General features: G+C 69.3%; 13 protein-coding genes. 2 read left to right on the top strand and 11 right to left on the bottom strand.

The window, feature by feature from the left end; all coding sequences use genetic code 11:
- Positions 1-2 precede the first annotated feature (2 nt).
- From clpB to EV186_RS06340, 3 genes are all read right to left on the bottom strand, one after another.
- Positions 3-2,588: an ATP-dependent chaperone ClpB gene (gene clpB, locus EV186_RS06350; protein ID WP_133848092.1), complete on the bottom strand. Its 2,586-nt coding sequence runs from the start codon at positions 2,586-2,588 to the stop codon at positions 3-5.
- Between the two features lie 624 nt (positions 2,589-3,212).
- Positions 3,213-3,686: a MarR family winged helix-turn-helix transcriptional regulator gene (locus EV186_RS06345; protein ID WP_166659039.1), complete on the bottom strand. Its 474-nt coding sequence runs from the start codon at positions 3,684-3,686 to the stop codon at positions 3,213-3,215.
- 78 nt (positions 3,687-3,764) lie between these two features.
- Entirely contained in the window at positions 3,765-4,235 is a 471-nt protein-coding gene (locus EV186_RS06340) for a MarR family winged helix-turn-helix transcriptional regulator (RefSeq protein ID WP_243753840.1), read from the bottom strand.
- Between the two features lie 188 nt (positions 4,236-4,423).
- Here EV186_RS06340 and EV186_RS06335 point away from each other — a divergent pair, with 188 nt between their 5' ends.
- Positions 4,424-5,602, top strand: coding sequence for a globin domain-containing protein (locus EV186_RS06335; RefSeq protein WP_243753839.1), 1,179 nt, complete (start codon positions 4,424-4,426; stop codon positions 5,600-5,602).
- 87 nt (positions 5,603-5,689) lie between these two features.
- On the opposite strand, the gene EV186_RS06330 is transcribed toward EV186_RS06335, so the two are convergent.
- The 7 genes from EV186_RS06330 to EV186_RS06300 all read right to left on the bottom strand — a co-directional run bounded on the left by EV186_RS06330 (position 5,690) and on the right by EV186_RS06300 (position 11,834).
- On the bottom strand, positions 5,690-6,121 hold the full coding sequence (locus EV186_RS06330) for a heat shock protein transcriptional repressor HspR (RefSeq protein WP_133848090.1): 432 nt from the start codon (positions 6,119-6,121) through the stop codon (positions 5,690-5,692).
- Positions 6,121-7,314 carry a molecular chaperone DnaJ gene (dnaJ, locus tag EV186_RS06325; RefSeq protein ID WP_133848089.1) on the bottom strand — a complete coding sequence of 398 codons (1,194 nt, stop codon included), beginning with the start codon at positions 7,312-7,314 and terminating at the stop codon, positions 6,121-6,123. The genes EV186_RS06330 and dnaJ overlap by 1 nt, the downstream gene beginning before the upstream one ends.
- A gap of 20 nt (positions 7,315-7,334) precedes the next feature.
- Positions 7,335-7,988 carry a nucleotide exchange factor GrpE gene (gene grpE / locus EV186_RS06320; protein WP_166659038.1) on the bottom strand — a complete coding sequence of 218 codons (654 nt, stop codon included), beginning with the start codon at positions 7,986-7,988 and terminating at the stop codon, positions 7,335-7,337.
- Positions 7,985-9,853, bottom strand: coding sequence for a molecular chaperone DnaK (gene dnaK / locus EV186_RS06315; protein WP_133848088.1), 1,869 nt, complete (start codon positions 9,851-9,853; stop codon positions 7,985-7,987). The genes grpE and dnaK overlap by 4 nt, the downstream gene beginning before the upstream one ends.
- A 96-nt stretch (positions 9,854-9,949) precedes the next feature.
- Complete coding sequence (locus EV186_RS06310) at positions 9,950-10,777, bottom strand: DUF4097 family beta strand repeat-containing protein (protein WP_133848087.1); 828 nt, start codon at positions 10,775-10,777, stop codon at positions 9,950-9,952.
- A 155-nt stretch (positions 10,778-10,932) separates the two neighbouring features.
- Positions 10,933-11,511, bottom strand: a complete 579-nt coding sequence (locus EV186_RS06305) for a TetR/AcrR family transcriptional regulator (protein WP_133848086.1) — start codon at positions 11,509-11,511, stop codon at positions 10,933-10,935.
- Positions 11,508-11,834, bottom strand: a complete 327-nt coding sequence (locus tag EV186_RS06300; protein WP_133848085.1) for a DMT family transporter — start codon at positions 11,832-11,834, stop codon at positions 11,508-11,510. The genes EV186_RS06305 and EV186_RS06300 overlap by 4 nt, the downstream gene beginning before the upstream one ends.
- A gap of 136 nt (positions 11,835-11,970) precedes the next feature.
- Here EV186_RS06300 and EV186_RS06295 point away from each other — a divergent pair, with 136 nt between their 5' ends.
- Positions 11,971-14,124 carry a (Fe-S)-binding protein gene (locus tag EV186_RS06295; protein WP_133848084.1) on the top strand — a complete coding sequence of 718 codons (2,154 nt, stop codon included), beginning with the start codon at positions 11,971-11,973 and terminating at the stop codon, positions 14,122-14,124.
- Here the strand turns inward: EV186_RS06295 and EV186_RS06290 are convergent.
- Entirely contained in the window at positions 14,028-14,936 is a 909-nt protein-coding gene (locus tag EV186_RS06290) for a hypothetical protein (RefSeq protein WP_133848083.1), read from the bottom strand. The two genes, EV186_RS06295 and EV186_RS06290, sit on opposite strands and share 97 nt — an antisense overlap.
- Between the last annotated feature and the right edge of the window lie 110 nt (positions 14,937-15,046).

The following is a 15,046-nucleotide window of genomic DNA, read 5'->3' as shown; positions in this document are numbered from 1 at the left end:
CGTCAGCCGGAGCGGGTGACGGTCAGCCCGGCGTTGTCGTCGGTGACGTCCACCTCGACCTTGTCGCCGTCGCGGATCTCGCCGCCCAGCAGCTCCTTGGCCAGTTGGTCGCCGATGGCCGACTGGACCAGCCGGCGCAGCGGCCGGGCACCGTAGACGGGGTCGAAACCGTTGAGCGCCAGCCAATCGCGCGCCGAGGGGGTGACCTGGAGGCTCAGCCGGCGCTGGGCCAGCCTGCGCTCCAGGCGCTCGAGCTGGATGTCCACGATGCTGGTCAGCTCCTCGGTGGCCAGCGAGTGGAACACCACGACGTCGTCCAGGCGGTTGAGGAACTCCGGCTTGAAGTGGCGCTGCACCACCGAGAGCACGGCGTCCTTGCGCTGCCGCTCGTCCAGGGTCGCGTCGGCGATGACCTGCGAGCCCAGGTTCGACGTCAGCACGAGGATCGTGTTGCGGAAGTCGACCGTGCGGCCCTGGCCGTCGGTCAGGCGACCGTCGTCGAGGACCTGCAGGAGCACGTCGAACACGTCCGGGTGCGCCTTCTCCACCTCGTCGAGCAGCACGACGCTGTACGGACGGCGCCGGACCGACTCGGTGAGCTGGCCACCCTGGTCGTAGCCGACGTAACCGGGCGGGGCGCCGACCAGACGGGCCACCGAGTGCTTCTCGGCGTACTCGCTCATGTCGATGCGGATCATCGCCCGCTCGTCGTCGAACAGGAACTCCGCCAGCGCCTTGGCCAGCTCGGTCTTGCCGACGCCGGTGGGGCCGAGGAACAGGAACGAGCCGGTCGGCCGGTCGGGGTCGGAGACCCCGGCGCGGCTGCGGCGCACGGCGTCCGACACCACGCGCACGGCCTCGGCCTGCCCCACGACACGGCGGCTGATGGCCTCTTCCATGCGCAGCAGCTTCGCGGTCTCGCCCTCGAGCATGCGGCCCGCGGGGATGCCGGTCCACGCCGACACGACGTCGGCGACGTCGTCCGGGCCGACCTCCTCCTTGAGCATCACCTGTCCGTCCATTGTGGACTGAGTGGCCGCGTCGAGCTGCTTCTCCAGCTCGGGGATGCGGCCATAGCGCAGTTCGGCCGCGCGGCCCAGGTCGCCGTCGCGCTCGGCCCGCTCGGACTCGCCACGCAACTGCTCGAGCTGGGTCTTCAGCTCGCGGACGTTCTCGATCGAGCCCTTCTCGTTCTGCCAGCGGGCCGTGAGCGCGGACAGCTCCTCACGCTTCTCGGCCAGTTCGGCGCGCAGCGCGGCGAGCCGGTCGCGCGATGCCGCGTCCGACTCCTTGGCCAGCGCCATCTCCTCGATCTCGAGGCGGCGCACGGCGCGCTCGACCTCGTCGATCTCCACCGGCCGCGAGTCGATCTCCATGCGCAGCCGGGACGCGGCCTCGTCGACCAGGTCGATGGCCTTGTCCGGCAGGAAGCGCGCGGTGATGTAGCGGTCGGAGAGCGTGGCGGCCGCGACCAGGGCGCTGTCGGTGATGCGCACGCCGTGGTGCACCTCGTAGCGCTCCTTGAGCCCGCGCAGGATGCCGACCGTGTCCTCCACGCTCGGCTCGCCGACCAGGACCTGCTGGAAGCGGCGCTCCAGCGCGGGGTCCTTCTCGATGTGCTCGCGGTACTCGTCGAGCGTGGTCGCGCCGACCATGCGCAGCTCGCCGCGGGCGAGCATCGGCTTGATCATGTTGCCGGCGTCCATGGCGGACTCGCCGGTCGCGCCCGCGCCGACGATCGTGTGCAGCTCGTCGATGAACGTGATGACCTGCCCCGCGGAGTCGGTGATCTCCTTGAGCACCGCCTTGAGCCGCTCCTCGAACTCACCGCGGAACTTCGCGCCGGCCACCATCGACCCGAGGTCGAGGCCGACGACCCGCTTGCCGCGCAACGATTCCGGGACGTCGCCGGCGACCACGCGCTGCGCGAGCCCCTCGACGATGGCGGTCTTGCCGACGCCGGGCTCGCCGATCAGCACGGGGTTGTTCTTGGTGCGCCGCGAGAGCACCTGCACGACGCGGCGGATCTCGGCGTCGCGGCCGATCACCGGGTCGAGTTCGCCCTTGCGCGCGCGCTCGGTGAGGTCGACGCCGTACTTCTCGAGGGCCTGGTAGGTGCCCTCGGGGTCGGGGCTGGAGACGCGGGCGGAGCCGCGCACCTTGGCGAACGCCTCGCGCAGCGCCTCGGGGGTCGCGCCGTGCCGCTTGAGCAGGTCGGCGACCGCACCGCCGCGGGCGGCCAGCCCGACCAGCAGGTGCTCGGTGGAGACGTACTCGTCGCCCATCTCCGTGGCCAGCTGCTGGGCGTGGCTGAGCACGCGGACGGCGGCGGCGTCGAAGCTGGGGGTGGACACCGTCGCGCCGGTGGCCGAGGGCAGACCGCGGGCGAGCTGGTCGAGCTCGGTGCGGATCGTGGCCGGGTCGGCGCCGACCGCGGACAGCAGGGGTGCGGTCAGCCCGTCGCCCTGTGCGAGCAGGGCGCCGAGCAGGTGGGCCGGACCGACGTCCGGGTTGCCTGCGACGGTCGCCGCCTGCACGGCAGACGAGACCGCCTGCTGGGTCTTCGTGGTCGGGTTGAAAGCGTCCATCCGTCACCTCAGTCCGCGGGTCACATCCTCCGGCAGCCGATGCACCGGTTCGAAGCCTGCTGCACCGGCCGCCACACTGCACAACGTCAGAAAAGTTGAGTCTGTTCCGCTCAAGTCCGACCTAACCCGCTGACACGGCCGGATGAGGCGCGGATCACTCGGATGTACCAGTCGGTTGTCCACACCCGAGGGGTGGTTGTCCACAATCCCCAGGACACTATCCACAGGCTGAGGATGATCTCGCCGTTCGGAGCGCCGGTCGGGCCGCGGGCAAGCACCCAGCCGGGTGGCGTGGCGACGCGACCCCAACATCTGCGCCTCACACGCCCTCGGACCCACTAGTTGTGCAAGCTGCCTGCAGTCTATGGAGTTCGCGAGATCGGTGGATGGATGCGGCCGAATCTGTGGACAACCCTGTGGATGAAGGCCGGTGTGGCCTGGTTACCGCGCTTGGGGATAGATCCGACCAGCGGGCCGGCGAGATGCGTCCGCGCGGGCGGATTTTATTGCGGTTGGGGACGGCGTGACTCGACTTCCGTCAGCGAAAGCCGCCACGATCGGCCGGCGAGGCGGCGGTTATTGCCGCTGGGGATCGCGGGATCCACAGTCCCAATAAGGAGGTGGCTAGCTGGCGGCGGCGCGGGGGCCGCCGGGCTCGAGCGCCGCACGGAAGTCGGCGTTGATCTCCTCGAGCACCTTCGTCGCCGCGTGCATGCGGTCGGCGTCCCAGCCCTGCAGGGCCGCGCGCAGCAACTCGACCTGGTGCTCACGCCAGCGGTCCAGTGCTTCCTGGCCGCTCGGGGTCACGGTCAGCAGCGACACCCGTGCGTCGGATTCCGCCTTGTGGCGTGCGATGTAGCCCAGCTTCTGCAGCTGCGCCACCTGCCTGCTGATCACCGAGGCGTCTACCATCCGGCGTTCGGCCAGGTCGGAGATGCGGGCCTGGCCGCAGTAGGCCAGTTCCGCGAGCAGCTTGCCCGCGCCCTGCTGCAACTCGGGCTGGTCGCGCCAGGTGCGCTGGGCGCCCGCGTGCTGCAAGCCTGCCAGCGTCCGGATCTGCCGGAGCAAGGCGATGTAGTCGTCAGTCGAAGGATTCACCCCGACACCTCCGCACCGTTGCGTTGACAACAACTATAGGCCGAGTTCGTTGCGCTAGACAACTAAATGAGCTGCGGGTTACAGGTCCTCGTTCAGCCGCCCCAACAGGGTGGCGAACGACTGGAGATCGTCGGTGGACCAGCTCTCGAACCGGGCCCGCAACTGCCGTCGCCGGTCCTCGCGCACGCTGGCCAGGCGGGCCGAGCCGGTCTTGGTCAGCTGGATCAGGCGAGCGCGACCATCCGACGGGTCGGCGACCCGCTCGATCAGGTCGAGTTCCTCGAGCCGGCCGAGCTGCCTGCTCACCGTCGACTTGTCCAGCCCGGTCAGCCCGACCACCGCGGCCGCGCGCACCGGGCCGCAGTCGTCGAGGCGCAGCAGCAGCGCGTACGACGCCGAGTCCAGCTCCGGGTGGACCCGGGCGACCAGGCTCAAGGACACGCTCCGCGCCCGCCCGAACAGCACGGAAAGTTCGCGTTCGAGCGCTTGCGCGGCCGTCTCGCGCCCCATCGACGGCATGGCGCCGCCGTTGACCTCGGACACGCGCATCCTTTCGCTCCCAACCTCTCCACAAACGGTAACTCAGTGCACGGTGATGATCACCAGGCGGACGCAACGTGAGTCGCGTTCACCCGAACGTGTCATCAAGTCCCCGATGAGTTGATGTTGCCGCTAACGTGCACAGTGATCAGGAGCTTGCCCACGTACGGCGGATAGGGGGAGGCTGTACTCCGACCATGACCGCCAACGCCGTGGTAGGCCCTGTGCCACAGCTTCCGCCCCGATCGGACACCGAGGCCGCCGTCGAGACAATGGTCCGGCTGGTCCGGAGCAGCTTCGCGGTCGTCGAGCCGTACGCCGACGAGATGGCGAAGTACTTCTACGAGAAGCTCTTCAGCATCGCGCCCGAGACCCGGGACATGTTCCCGGTGACCATGAGCGTCCAGCGGGTCCGGCTGCTGCGCTCGCTGATGCACATCGTGCAGCGCTTCGACCGCCCCGACGAGCTGGTGCCGTTCCTGCGCCAGCTCGGGCGCGACCACCGCAAGTTCGGCGTCATCACCTCGCACTACGAGTCGTTCGGGATGGCGCTGCTGGCGGCGATCAAGCACTTCGCCGGCGACGCCTGGACGGCGGAGGTCGAACACGCCTGGGCCGAGGCCTTCACCATCGTCGCCCGGTCGATGCTCGACGCGGCGGCCATGGACGACGGTCCTGCCTATTGGCAGGCGACCGTCATCGACCACCAGCGGTTGAGCCGGGACCTGGCCATCCTGCGGGTGAAGGCGGACTACCCGGTGCCCTACCGGCCGGGCCAGTACGTGAGCGTGGAAACCCCGCAACGGCCCCGCCTGTGGCGGTACCTCTCGCCGGCCAACGCGCCCACCGAGGACGGGGTCATGGAGTTCCACGTTCGTGCCGTCGCCGGTGGCTGGGTCAGCCCGGCGTTGGTCGCGCACGCGCGGACGGGGGACCGGTGGCGGATCGGGCCCGCGTTCGGGCGGCTCACCGTGGACCGTGAAGCCGGTCAGGACATCCTGATGGTGGCCGGCGGGACCGGCCTCGCGCCGATGCGCGCGATCGTCGACCACCTGTCGCAGTGGGGCGAGAACCCGCGGGTCCACCTCTTCTACGGCGGGCGGGTCCGCACCGACCTCTACGACCTGAACGGGTTGCGCCAGTTGGCGTCCACCAACCCGTGGCTGACCGTGGTGCCCGTGCTCGAGTCCGAGCCGGAGATGGCCGGGGTCGAGCACGGGACGTTGGCCGACGTGGTCACCCGGTACGGCGCGTGGGAGGACCGCAGGGTGCTCGTGTCCGGCTCGCCGTCGATGATCCGGTCCACGGTTTCGCGGATGCTTGTTGCCGGGACGCAGCTGGACCGGATCTCCTACGACCCGTTCACCGTCGACTAGCCGGGGGCGGTCTGGTCTCGTGGTGAGGTTGGGCTGCTGACTCGCAGTTGCATTGGGACGAACCAGTTCGCGGTTGTCCTGTGCGGTTCAGCGCGGGCGGCGGGGCTGGGGCTTCCAGACCACCAGCGCGGTCTGCTGGCGGTGGCGGGGCACCAGGTCCTTGCGGTACGAGGCGTGCACGGCCGCGGCGGCTTGTTCCGCCGCCGCGTACGCCGCGGCCAGTTCCTCGGTCAGTTCGTGCACGCGGTTCTGCAGCGCGCTGACCTCGTTCTCCAGCTCGATGATCCGCTTCACGCCCGCCAGGTTCACGCCGTCCTCCTGGGACAGGCGCTGCACCTCACGCAGCAAAGCGATGTCGCGCAACGAATACCGGCGGCCGCCGCCGGTGGCCCGGCCCGGGGACACCAGGCCCTGGCGGTCGTAGCTGCGCAGCGTCTGGGCGTGCAGGCCCGACAGCTGCGCGGCCACCGAGATCACGAAGACCGGGGCGTCTTCGTCGTGGGGGAAGGGGGTGCTCATCACTTGTCCTTCCTCAGCATCGCCGTCAGATCCGGACGCGGATCGTGGTCCGAAGTCGCCTCGGCGAAGGCTTCCAGGGCCGTCTTCGCCGCATCGTCCAGTTTGGCCGGAACGGTGACCTGGAGGGTGACGCGCAGGTCGCCGACCTTGCCGTCGCGCTTGGCGATCCCCTTGCCCCGCACGCGAAGGACCTTGCCCGTCGTCGTTCCGGCAGGCACGCGGACCTTCACCTGACCGTTCAGGGTCGGCACCGTGAGCGTGGTGCCGAGCGCGAGTTCGGGGAAGGTGACCGGCACGGTGATGGTCAGGTCGTCGCCGGTGCGCCCGAAGATCGGGTGCGGGGTCACGTGCACGCGCACGTAGAGGTCACCCGCGTGGCCACCGTTGCGACCCGGTTCGCCCTGCTCCGCCAGTCTGATCTTCTGGTCGTCCTGCACCCCCGGTGGGATGCGCACGTTGAGCGTGCGGCTCTTCGTGCTCACGCCGTCGCCACCGCATTCGGGGCACGGGTCGTCGACGATCCGGCCGGTGCCACGGCAGTCCCGGCACGGCTCGCTGAACGCGAACGCGCCCTGGCTGCGGCTCACCAGACCGGCACCGTCACAGGTCGGGCAGGTGCGCGGGCTGGTGCCCGGCTTGGCCCCCGTGCCGTGGCACGTGTTGCAGGTCGCCGGGGTCGACAGGCGCAACGGGACGGTCACGCCCTGGACCGCCTCGACGAAGTCGATGCGGACCTCGGTCTCCACGTCCGTGCCCCGGTGCGGACGGGTGGAGGTGGTGCCGCCGCCGCGCTTGCCGAAGATGTTGCCGAACAGGTCGGAGATCCCGCCGAAGCCGGACGTGCCGCTCTGGCCGGCCGCGCCGCCGCCGAACAGGTCGCTGACGTCGAACCCGCCGGTGCCCCCGCCGCCGGAGCCGAACCCGCCGAAGCCGCCACCCGGGCGGAACCCGCCCGAGCTGAACAGCGACCGCGCCTCGTCGTACTCCTTGCGCTTGTCCGGGTCACCGAGCACGCCGTAGGCCTCGGACACGGCCTTGAACCGCGCCTCGGCCTTGGTGTTGCCCGGGTTGGCGTCCGGGTGCAGCTCGCGGGCGAGCTTGCGGTACGCCTTCTTGATGTCCCCGTCGCTGGCGTCGGAGGAGACGCCCAGTTCACGGTAGAAGTCCTTGTCGATCCAGTCCCTAGCGCTCACCGGACGTCTCCTCCTCTCGCTCAGCTGTTGTTCTCGGCCGCCGGCTCATCGGGCTCCGGTGCCACTCCCACATCGGTGACCGCCACCAGCGCGGCACGCGCCAGCTTGTCGCCGATCTTGTAGCCGCGGCGCAGCACGCCGGTCACCGTCGGCTCGGAGACCTCCGGGGACGTGTCGTGCTGCACCGCCTCGTGCACGGACGGGTCGAACGGCTCGCCCTCGTGGCCGAACGGTTCGAGGCCCGCCTGCTCCAACGCGTTGACGAGCTTGTCCGCCACCGACTTGAACGCGCCGGTCAGGTCGCCGTGCGCGGCGGCCCGCTCGACGTCGTCCAGGATCGGGAGCAGCTGGGTGATCACCTGCGCCTTGGCGTTGGTGACCACCACCTCCCGGTCGCGGTCGATGCGCTTGCGGTAGTTCGCGTACTCGGCGGTGACCCGCTGCAGGTCGGCGGTGCGCTCGTCGAGCTGCTTGCGCAGTGCGCCGACCTCCTCGGTCATGGCGTCGGAGTCGGAGCCCTCGACGGGCACGGCCTCGACGGGATCGTCGTCCGGCTGGTCGGCCGCCGGGCGCACCTCCCCGGTCTCGGGGTCGATGCGCCGGCGGTCGCGCACGACGACGTGCGGCTCCTCCTCGTCGCCCGCGGCCGGGCCACCGGTCACGGGATCGGTCACTTCTTGTCCTCGTCGTCGACGATCTCGGCGTCCACCACGTCTTCCTCGGCCTGGGCCGACGCGCCACCGGTCGAGGAGCCACCCTCGGCGCCCGCCTCACCGCCGGTCGCACCGGCGGCACCGGCGTTGGCGTAGATGGCCGAACCCATCGCCTGGGACTCGGTGTTCAGCTTCTCCACCGCCGCCTTGATGGCCGCGATGTCGTCCCCCTTGAGCGCCTCGTTGGCCTCGGCGATGGCCGCGTTGACCTTCTCCTTGGCGTCGTCGGGGACCTTGTCCTCGTTGTCCTTGATGAACTTCTCGGTCTGGTAGACCAGCGACTCGGCCTGGTTGCGGACCTCGGCGGCCTCGCGGCGCTTCTTGTCCTCCTCCGCGTGCGCCTCGGCGTCGCGGACCATGCGGTCGATCTCTTCCTTGCCCAGCGCGGAACCGCCGGTGATCGTCATCGACTGCTCCTTGCCCGTGCCGAGGTCCTTCGCGGACACGTGCACGATGCCGTTGGCGTCGATGTCGAAGGTGACCTCGATCTGCGGCATGCCGCGCGGTGCCGGCGGGATGCCGGTCAGGTCGAAGGTGCCGAGCTTCTTGTTGTGCGCCGCGATCTCGCGCTCACCCTGGTAGACCTGGATGCCCACCGTGGTCTGACCGTCCTCCGCGGTGGAGAACACCTCGGAGCGCTTGGTCGGGATCGTGGTGTTGCGCTCGATCAGCTTGGTGAAGACGCCGCCCTTGGTCTCGATGCCCAGCGACAGCGGGGTCACGTCGAGCAGCAGGACGTCCTTGACCTCACCCTTGAGCACACCGGCCTGCAGGGCGGCGCCGACGGCGACGACCTCGTCCGGGTTCACACCCTTGTTGGGCTCCTGGCCGCCGGTCAGCTCCTTGACCAGCTCGGTGACCGCGGGCATGCGGGTCGAGCCGCCGACGAGCACCACGTGGTCGATCTGGCTGACCGTGATGCCGGCGTCCTTGATCACGTTGTTGAACGGCGCGCGGGTGCGGTCGAGCAGGTCCGCGGTGATCTTCTGGAACTCGGCGCGCGAGAGCGTCTCGTCCAGGAACAGCGGGTTCTTGTCGGCGTCCTGCGTGATGTAGGGCAGGTTGATGGTCGCGCTGTTCGAGCTGGACAGCTCGATCTTCGCCTTCTCCGCCGCCTCGCGGATGCGCTGCAGCGCCATCTTGTCCTTGGTCAGGTCGATGCCGGTGCTCGACTTGAACTTGTTGACCAGCCAGTCGACGATCCGCTGGTCCCAGTCGTCACCACCGAGGTGGTTGTCACCGGAGGTCGCGCGGACCTCGACGACGCCGTCGCCGATCTCCAGCAGGGACACGTCGAAGGTGCCGCCACCGAGGTCGAAGACCAGGATGGTCTGCTCCTTCTCGCCCTTGTCCAGGCCGTAGGCCAGGGCAGCCGCGGTCGGCTCGTTCACGATCCGCAGCACGTTGAGGCCCGCGATCTGGCCGGCCTCCTTGGTGGCCTGGCGCTGCGCGTCCTCGAAGTACGCGGGCACCGTGATCACGGCGTCGGTGATCGTCTCACCGAGGTAGGACTCGGCGTCGCGCTTGAGCTTCTGCAGCACGCGGGCGCTGATCTCCTGCGCCGTGTACGCCTTGCCGTCGATGGACTCGGTCTTCCAGTCCGTGCCGATGTGCCGCTTGACCGACCGGATGGTGCGGTCCACGTTGGTGACGGCCTGGTTCTTGGCAGGCTGACCGACCAGTACCTCGCCGTTCTTCGCGAAGGCCACGATCGAAGGTGTCGTACGCGACCCCTCCGAGTTGGCGATCACCGTCGGCTCACCGCCCTCGAGGACGGCGACGACGGAGTTGGTCGTCCCCAGGTCGATGCCGACCGCTCGCGCCATGAGTGTTCCTCCTGTGTTCGACAGACTTGAGCGAGACCCGCTCAACCTTTCTGCTAAGCCTAACGCGCGACTTCTCGCCCGTGTTCCCCAGAGCGGTTATGCGTGCCGGACGGTGATGTCACCCGAGCCGGACCGCAGGTCGAGCACGTTCTGCGCCGAGCCGTCGTTGGCCACGTCACTCTGCACGGAGCCGCTGCCGGTGTCCGTGAGCACCCGGTACTTGCCGTTCGGCACGGTGATGTCGAGCTCGCCCGAGCCCGAGTGCGCGGTCACGTCCTGCACGCTCGTCACCCCGATGGTGATGTCGCCCGAGTCGGCGTCGACCTGGACCTTGCCGGTGACGCCGGTCGCCTGCACCGTGCCGGAACTCGCCTTCGCGGTGACCGGCCCGGTCACGTTGGCCACGTTCACGTCGCCGGAGCTGGCCGACACGTTCACCGCACCACTGATGTCGGAGACCGTCACCTCACCCGAGCTGGCGGCGATGTTGACCGCGCCGTGGACGTTGCGGATGACGGCGTCGCCCGAGCGCGTCTGGAAGTTGAGCTGCGCGACCCCGTCGACGTCGATGTCGCCGGACCCGGTCTCGCCCGTGACCGTCGTCCCCGCCGGCACCACCAGGTCGTAGTCGATCGAGCAGTCCGCGTGGTTGCAGTTCTCGAGGACCAGCGTGCTGCCCTCGACCCGCCACGTGTTCTTGCCCGGGTCGTTCTCGGCGTAGTGGACCTTGCGGTGCACGCTGGACGACGTCCCGACCCGGATCCGCACGTCGTCGGCCCCGTTCACCTGCACCTTGGTGAACTGCTGCGCAACAGGCGCGTCGTCCTCGTACTGGTGGCTCTGCAGCGTCAAGCCGCACGCGCTCAGAAGCAGCGCCCCACCACCGAGCACCCCCGCCACGGCGATCGCCCTTGCCATGCCCATCGTCAACTCCCTCGCTGAACTGCTGTCAACGAAGAAGCTATGGGCCGGCTCCACCCGAGACCATCAGGGTCGGCCCCCACCCGACCCTGGAGTTTCCCCTACCTAGTCGATTGCGCTCTCTTCGTTCGCGCGGATCTCGGCGGTCGGGTTCGGACCTACTTCCGTGGGCGGAGCAGGTAGTCGACAACGGGACCGAGCTGCTGGGCGGTCGGGGGTTCGTCGTCGATCAGACCCTGGACGAGCAGGCCGTCCATGGCCGCGAGGAATGCGCGGAACGCCACCTCGTCGTCGTGTTCCACCAGGCTGGCCAGCACGTCCAGCCAGTGCCGCGCGGCCGGGCGCAACGCGGGGCGACGGGCCGCCATCAGGTACAGCTCGTACTCGGCCATGGTCCGGCCGCGGCGCGGGCCGAGGGCCTCGGCGAGCAGGACCGCGACCTCCGCGGTGGCGCTCGTGTTCTTGATCCGCGCGCGTTCCAGGACGTCGCGCACCTCGGTCGCGAGCTCGTCGGTGCACCACAACAGCGTCGCCACGAGCAGGTCGTCGAGGCTCGCGAAGTGGTACGTGGTCGACGTGAGCGGGACACCGGCTTCGGCGGCGACCACGCGGTGGGTCACCCCGGCCACGCCGTCGCGCTCGATCACACGCAGCGTCGCCTTGATCAGCTCGGCCCGCCGGCGTGCGCCGCGGGCTTTGCGGCCGTCGACCTTCGTGTACCGGCGCGGGGTGGTCAGTGCCTGCTCCCCAGCTCCAGCAGCACGACACCGCCGATGACCAGCACCAATCCGGCGGCCATCGTCAGCGTGAACGGCTCCTTCAGGAAGAAGGCGCCGATCAACGCGACCGCGGCGACGCCGATCGCGGCCCAGATCGCGTAGGCCACGCCGACCGGGAAGCCGGACTTCAGCAACGCGGCCAGCGCCGAGAACGAGATGCCGTACCCGATCACGACGAGCACCGACGGGATCGGCTTCGAGAACCCCTCGGACAGCTTGAGCGAAACAGTGCCCGTGACCTCGGCGGCGATCGCGAGCGCGAGCAGGACGAACGGTGGCATGGCCGCCAAACTACCTGAACGAACGTCCCAATAGTTGGCGAGGCGTGCGTCACGTTTGCCACCCCAAAGCTCGCCTCGACAGGTTACCGACCAGTAAGAAGAGCTGGACCAGCCCAAACGCCGACAAGGGGACACCATGGTGCCGCTCATCCTCGGCGTCATCGCCGTCGTGATCTCGGTCGTCGCATGGGGCCTGTTCGCACGCACGATCGCGCGGATGGTCCGGACGATCCGGCTCGGCCAGCCCGACTCGACCCGCAACGGTCCGTTCGTCGCGCGCATGCGCAACCTGGTCACGGAGTTCGCCGCGCACACCCGGATGGCCAAGCGCCGCAGCGTCGCGCCGTGGCACTGGCTGGTGATGTGGGGCTTCCTGCTCGGCTCGCTCGCCTTGTTCGAGGCCTACGGCGAGGTGTTCGTGCCCACCTGGGGCTGGCCGATCCTCGACGACTTCGCGCCGTGGCACCTGTTGATGGAGTTGCTCGGCGTGGGCACGGTCGTCGGCGGGCTCGCGCTCGTCCTGATCCGCCAACGCAACCACCCGCGCCGGCTCGGCCGGCAGTCGCGGTTCGCCGGGTCGAACCTGAGGCAGGCCTACTTCGTCGAGGCCGTGGTGGTCGTCGAGGGGCTCGGCATCCTCGGCGTGCGCGCGGCCAAGGCGGCGCTGGGGGCCGAGCACGCGCCGACGTGGGCCGCTTTCGTGAGCAACCCGGTCGGTGACCTGTTGCCGTCGAGCCCGGTTCTGGTCAGCGCCTTGGCTTTCGTCAAGCTGATGAGCGCGATGGTCTGGCTGATCGTGGTCTCCCGGACGATGACGATGGGCGTCGCGTGGCACCGGTTCAGCGCGTTCTTCAACATCTACTTCAAGCGTGAGGCCGACGGCGGGGTCGCACTCGGCGCCGTCAAGCCGATGACCTCGAAGGGCGCCGAGCTGGACTTCGAGGAAGCCGACCCGGAGACCGACACGTTCGGCGCGGGTGCGATCGAGGACTTCTCGTGGAAGGGCTGGCTGGACTTCTCGACGTGCACCGAGTGCGGCCGCTGCCAGTCGCAGTGCCCGGCCTGGAACACCGAGAAACCGTTGTCGCCCAAGCTGGTCATCACGGCGTTGCGCGATCACGCCTACGCCAAAGCGCCCTACCTGATGGACCACATCACCACGGATGTGCTGGCCCTGGCCGAATCCGAGAAGACCTTGGTCGGCGATGTGATCGACCCCGACGCGTTGTGGTCGTGCACGTCGTGCGGCGCGTGCGTGGAGCAGTGCCCGGTCGACATCGAGCACGTCGACCACATCGTCGACATGCGCCGCTACCAGGTGCTGATCGAGTCGAACTTCCCGACCGAGCTCGGCGGGATGTTCAAGAACCTTGAGAACAAAGGGAACCCGTGGGGCCAGAACGCCAAGGACCGCCTCGCGTGGACGCAGGACCTCGACTTCGAGGTGCCCGTCTTCGACGGTGAGCTGGGCGACGCGGAGTACCTGTTCTGGGTCGGCTGCGCGGGAGCGTTCGAGGACCGGGCACGCAAGACGACGCAAGCGGTCGCGGAGCTGCTGCACATCGCCGACGTCAAGTACACGGTGCTCGGGCCGGAGGAGACCTGCACGGGTGACCCGGCCCGGCGCGCCGGCAACGAGTTCCTCTTCCAGATGCTCGCGCAGCAGAACGTCGAAGTCCTGAACTCGGTGTTCGAAGGCGCCGCGCAACGCAAGATCGTGGTGACGTGCGCGCACTGCTTCAACTCACTGGCCAACGAGTACCCGCAGCTCGGTGGGCACTACGAGGTCGTGCACCACACACAGCTGCTCAACCGGCTGGTGCGGGAGAAGCGGCTGGTGCCGGTCGCGCCGCTCGCGCAGGACGTCACCTACCACGACCCGTGTTACCTGGGGCGGCACAACAAGGTCTACGACGCACCACGCGAGCTCGTCGGCGCCACCGGCGCCCGGCTGCGTGAGATGCCGCGGCACGCCGACACCGCGATGTGCTGCGGTGCCGGCGGCGCGCGGATGTGGATGGAGGAGCGGATCGGCAAGCGCATCAACGCGACCCGCGTCGAGGAAGCGCTGGGCACCGCACCCACCAAGATCGCGACCGGCTGCCCGTTCTGCCGGGTGATGCTGACCGACGGGCTGACCGAGAAGCAGGCGGCGGGTGCGGCGCCCGAGCACGTCGAGGTGCTCGACGTGGCTCAGCTGCTCTTGACCTCGGTTCGGCGCGGGCGGCGGCGGGCGACGCCCACCAGCGCCGCCCCGACGCCGAGCAACGCCACGCCTGCGGCCAGGTAGGGCTTCGGCTCGACCCCGGTGTAGGCCAGTTCCTTCGACGAAGAAGCCTGCGGCGTCTGCGTGCCGGTGCCCGAGTCGTGCCTGGGCGCCACGACCTGGTCGGCGTGCTTCGCGGGCTTGGCCTTGGCCACGATCGCCATGCTCGCCTTGTTGTTGCTCTTGTTGGTGTCGGTGTTCTGGTCGTGGGTCAGTTCCACCGTGATGTTCCCCCTGGTGGGCCTGTCGACGACGATGTCCACCGGGAACATGCGGTTCGACTTCGGATCCTGGTGGCGCAGCCCGTAGATGCGGACGTGCCGCGAGTCGAGCCAGTCATAGGCCGTGCCAGGCGCGAGTTCCCGGCGCACCACGTGCGTCCCGACCGGCGCCGTGATCAGGACACCCCCGTAACCGGGCGCCGCCCCGGTTGTCGTCTCCGCGTCGACTCGCATCTTGTCGCCGACCTGGACGTGGCTCGGATCACGACCGTGGTCCGACCAGCTGAAGGAGACGTCCTGGTCGGCGCCCCACCGGCCGTACCCGAAGTCGTGGGTCGTCACCGGATCGGCGCCGACCTCGACGTAGACCCAGCCGCTGATCCAGGCGACGCCGGTGGCGTCCTTCGGCTTGCTCAGCGTCAGCTTGCCGCCGTTGGCGGCGATCGGCAACCACAGGTCCGCCGTGGAGCCGTGCAGCACACCGGTGATCGTGTAGCGGCCCTCGGCGTCGGTGACGACGTCCTTGGTGCCGTGCACCTTCAGCCCCGCGAGCCCCGGTTCACCGGCGTCGCGGACGCCGTTGCGGTTCTGGTCGTCGAACAGCACGCCCGTCACGGTTGCCGTCCGATCTGCTTGATCGTCCGCAAACGCGGCCGGTGTGGTCAACACCATCCCGACGGCCGCCAGAGCGCATGCCTTACCCACAAATGTCCTGATCACAGTGC

The organism is Labedaea rhizosphaerae (assembly GCF_004362825.1).
GTDB classification, from domain to species: Bacteria; Actinomycetota; Actinomycetes; order Mycobacteriales; family Pseudonocardiaceae; genus Labedaea; species Labedaea rhizosphaerae.
This window is presented reverse-complemented; position numbering and strand designations above follow the sequence as displayed.

Coding starts and splice junctions, on each gene's coding strand:
- EV186_RS06300 (WP_133848085.1), bottom strand. CDS start 11,834: ATGCCACCGTTCGTCCTGCTCGCGCTCGCGATCGCCGCCGAGGTCACG.
- clpB (WP_133848092.1), bottom strand. CDS start 2,588: ATGGACGCTTTCAACCCGACCACGAAGACCCAGCAGGCGGTCTCGTCT.
- EV186_RS06335 (WP_243753839.1), top strand. CDS start 4,424: ATGACCGCCAACGCCGTGGTAGGCCCTGTGCCACAGCTTCCGCCCCGA.
- dnaK (WP_133848088.1), bottom strand. CDS start 9,853: ATGGCGCGAGCGGTCGGCATCGACCTGGGGACGACCAACTCCGTCGTC.
- EV186_RS06310 (WP_133848087.1), bottom strand. CDS start 10,777: ATGGGCATGGCAAGGGCGATCGCCGTGGCGGGGGTGCTCGGTGGTGGG.
- EV186_RS06330 (WP_133848090.1), bottom strand. CDS start 6,121: ATGAGCACCCCCTTCCCCCACGACGAAGACGCCCCGGTCTTCGTGATC.
- EV186_RS06340 (WP_243753840.1), bottom strand. CDS start 4,235: ATGCGCGTGTCCGAGGTCAACGGCGGCGCCATGCCGTCGATGGGGCGC.
- EV186_RS06295 (WP_133848084.1), top strand. CDS start 11,971: ATGGTGCCGCTCATCCTCGGCGTCATCGCCGTCGTGATCTCGGTCGTC.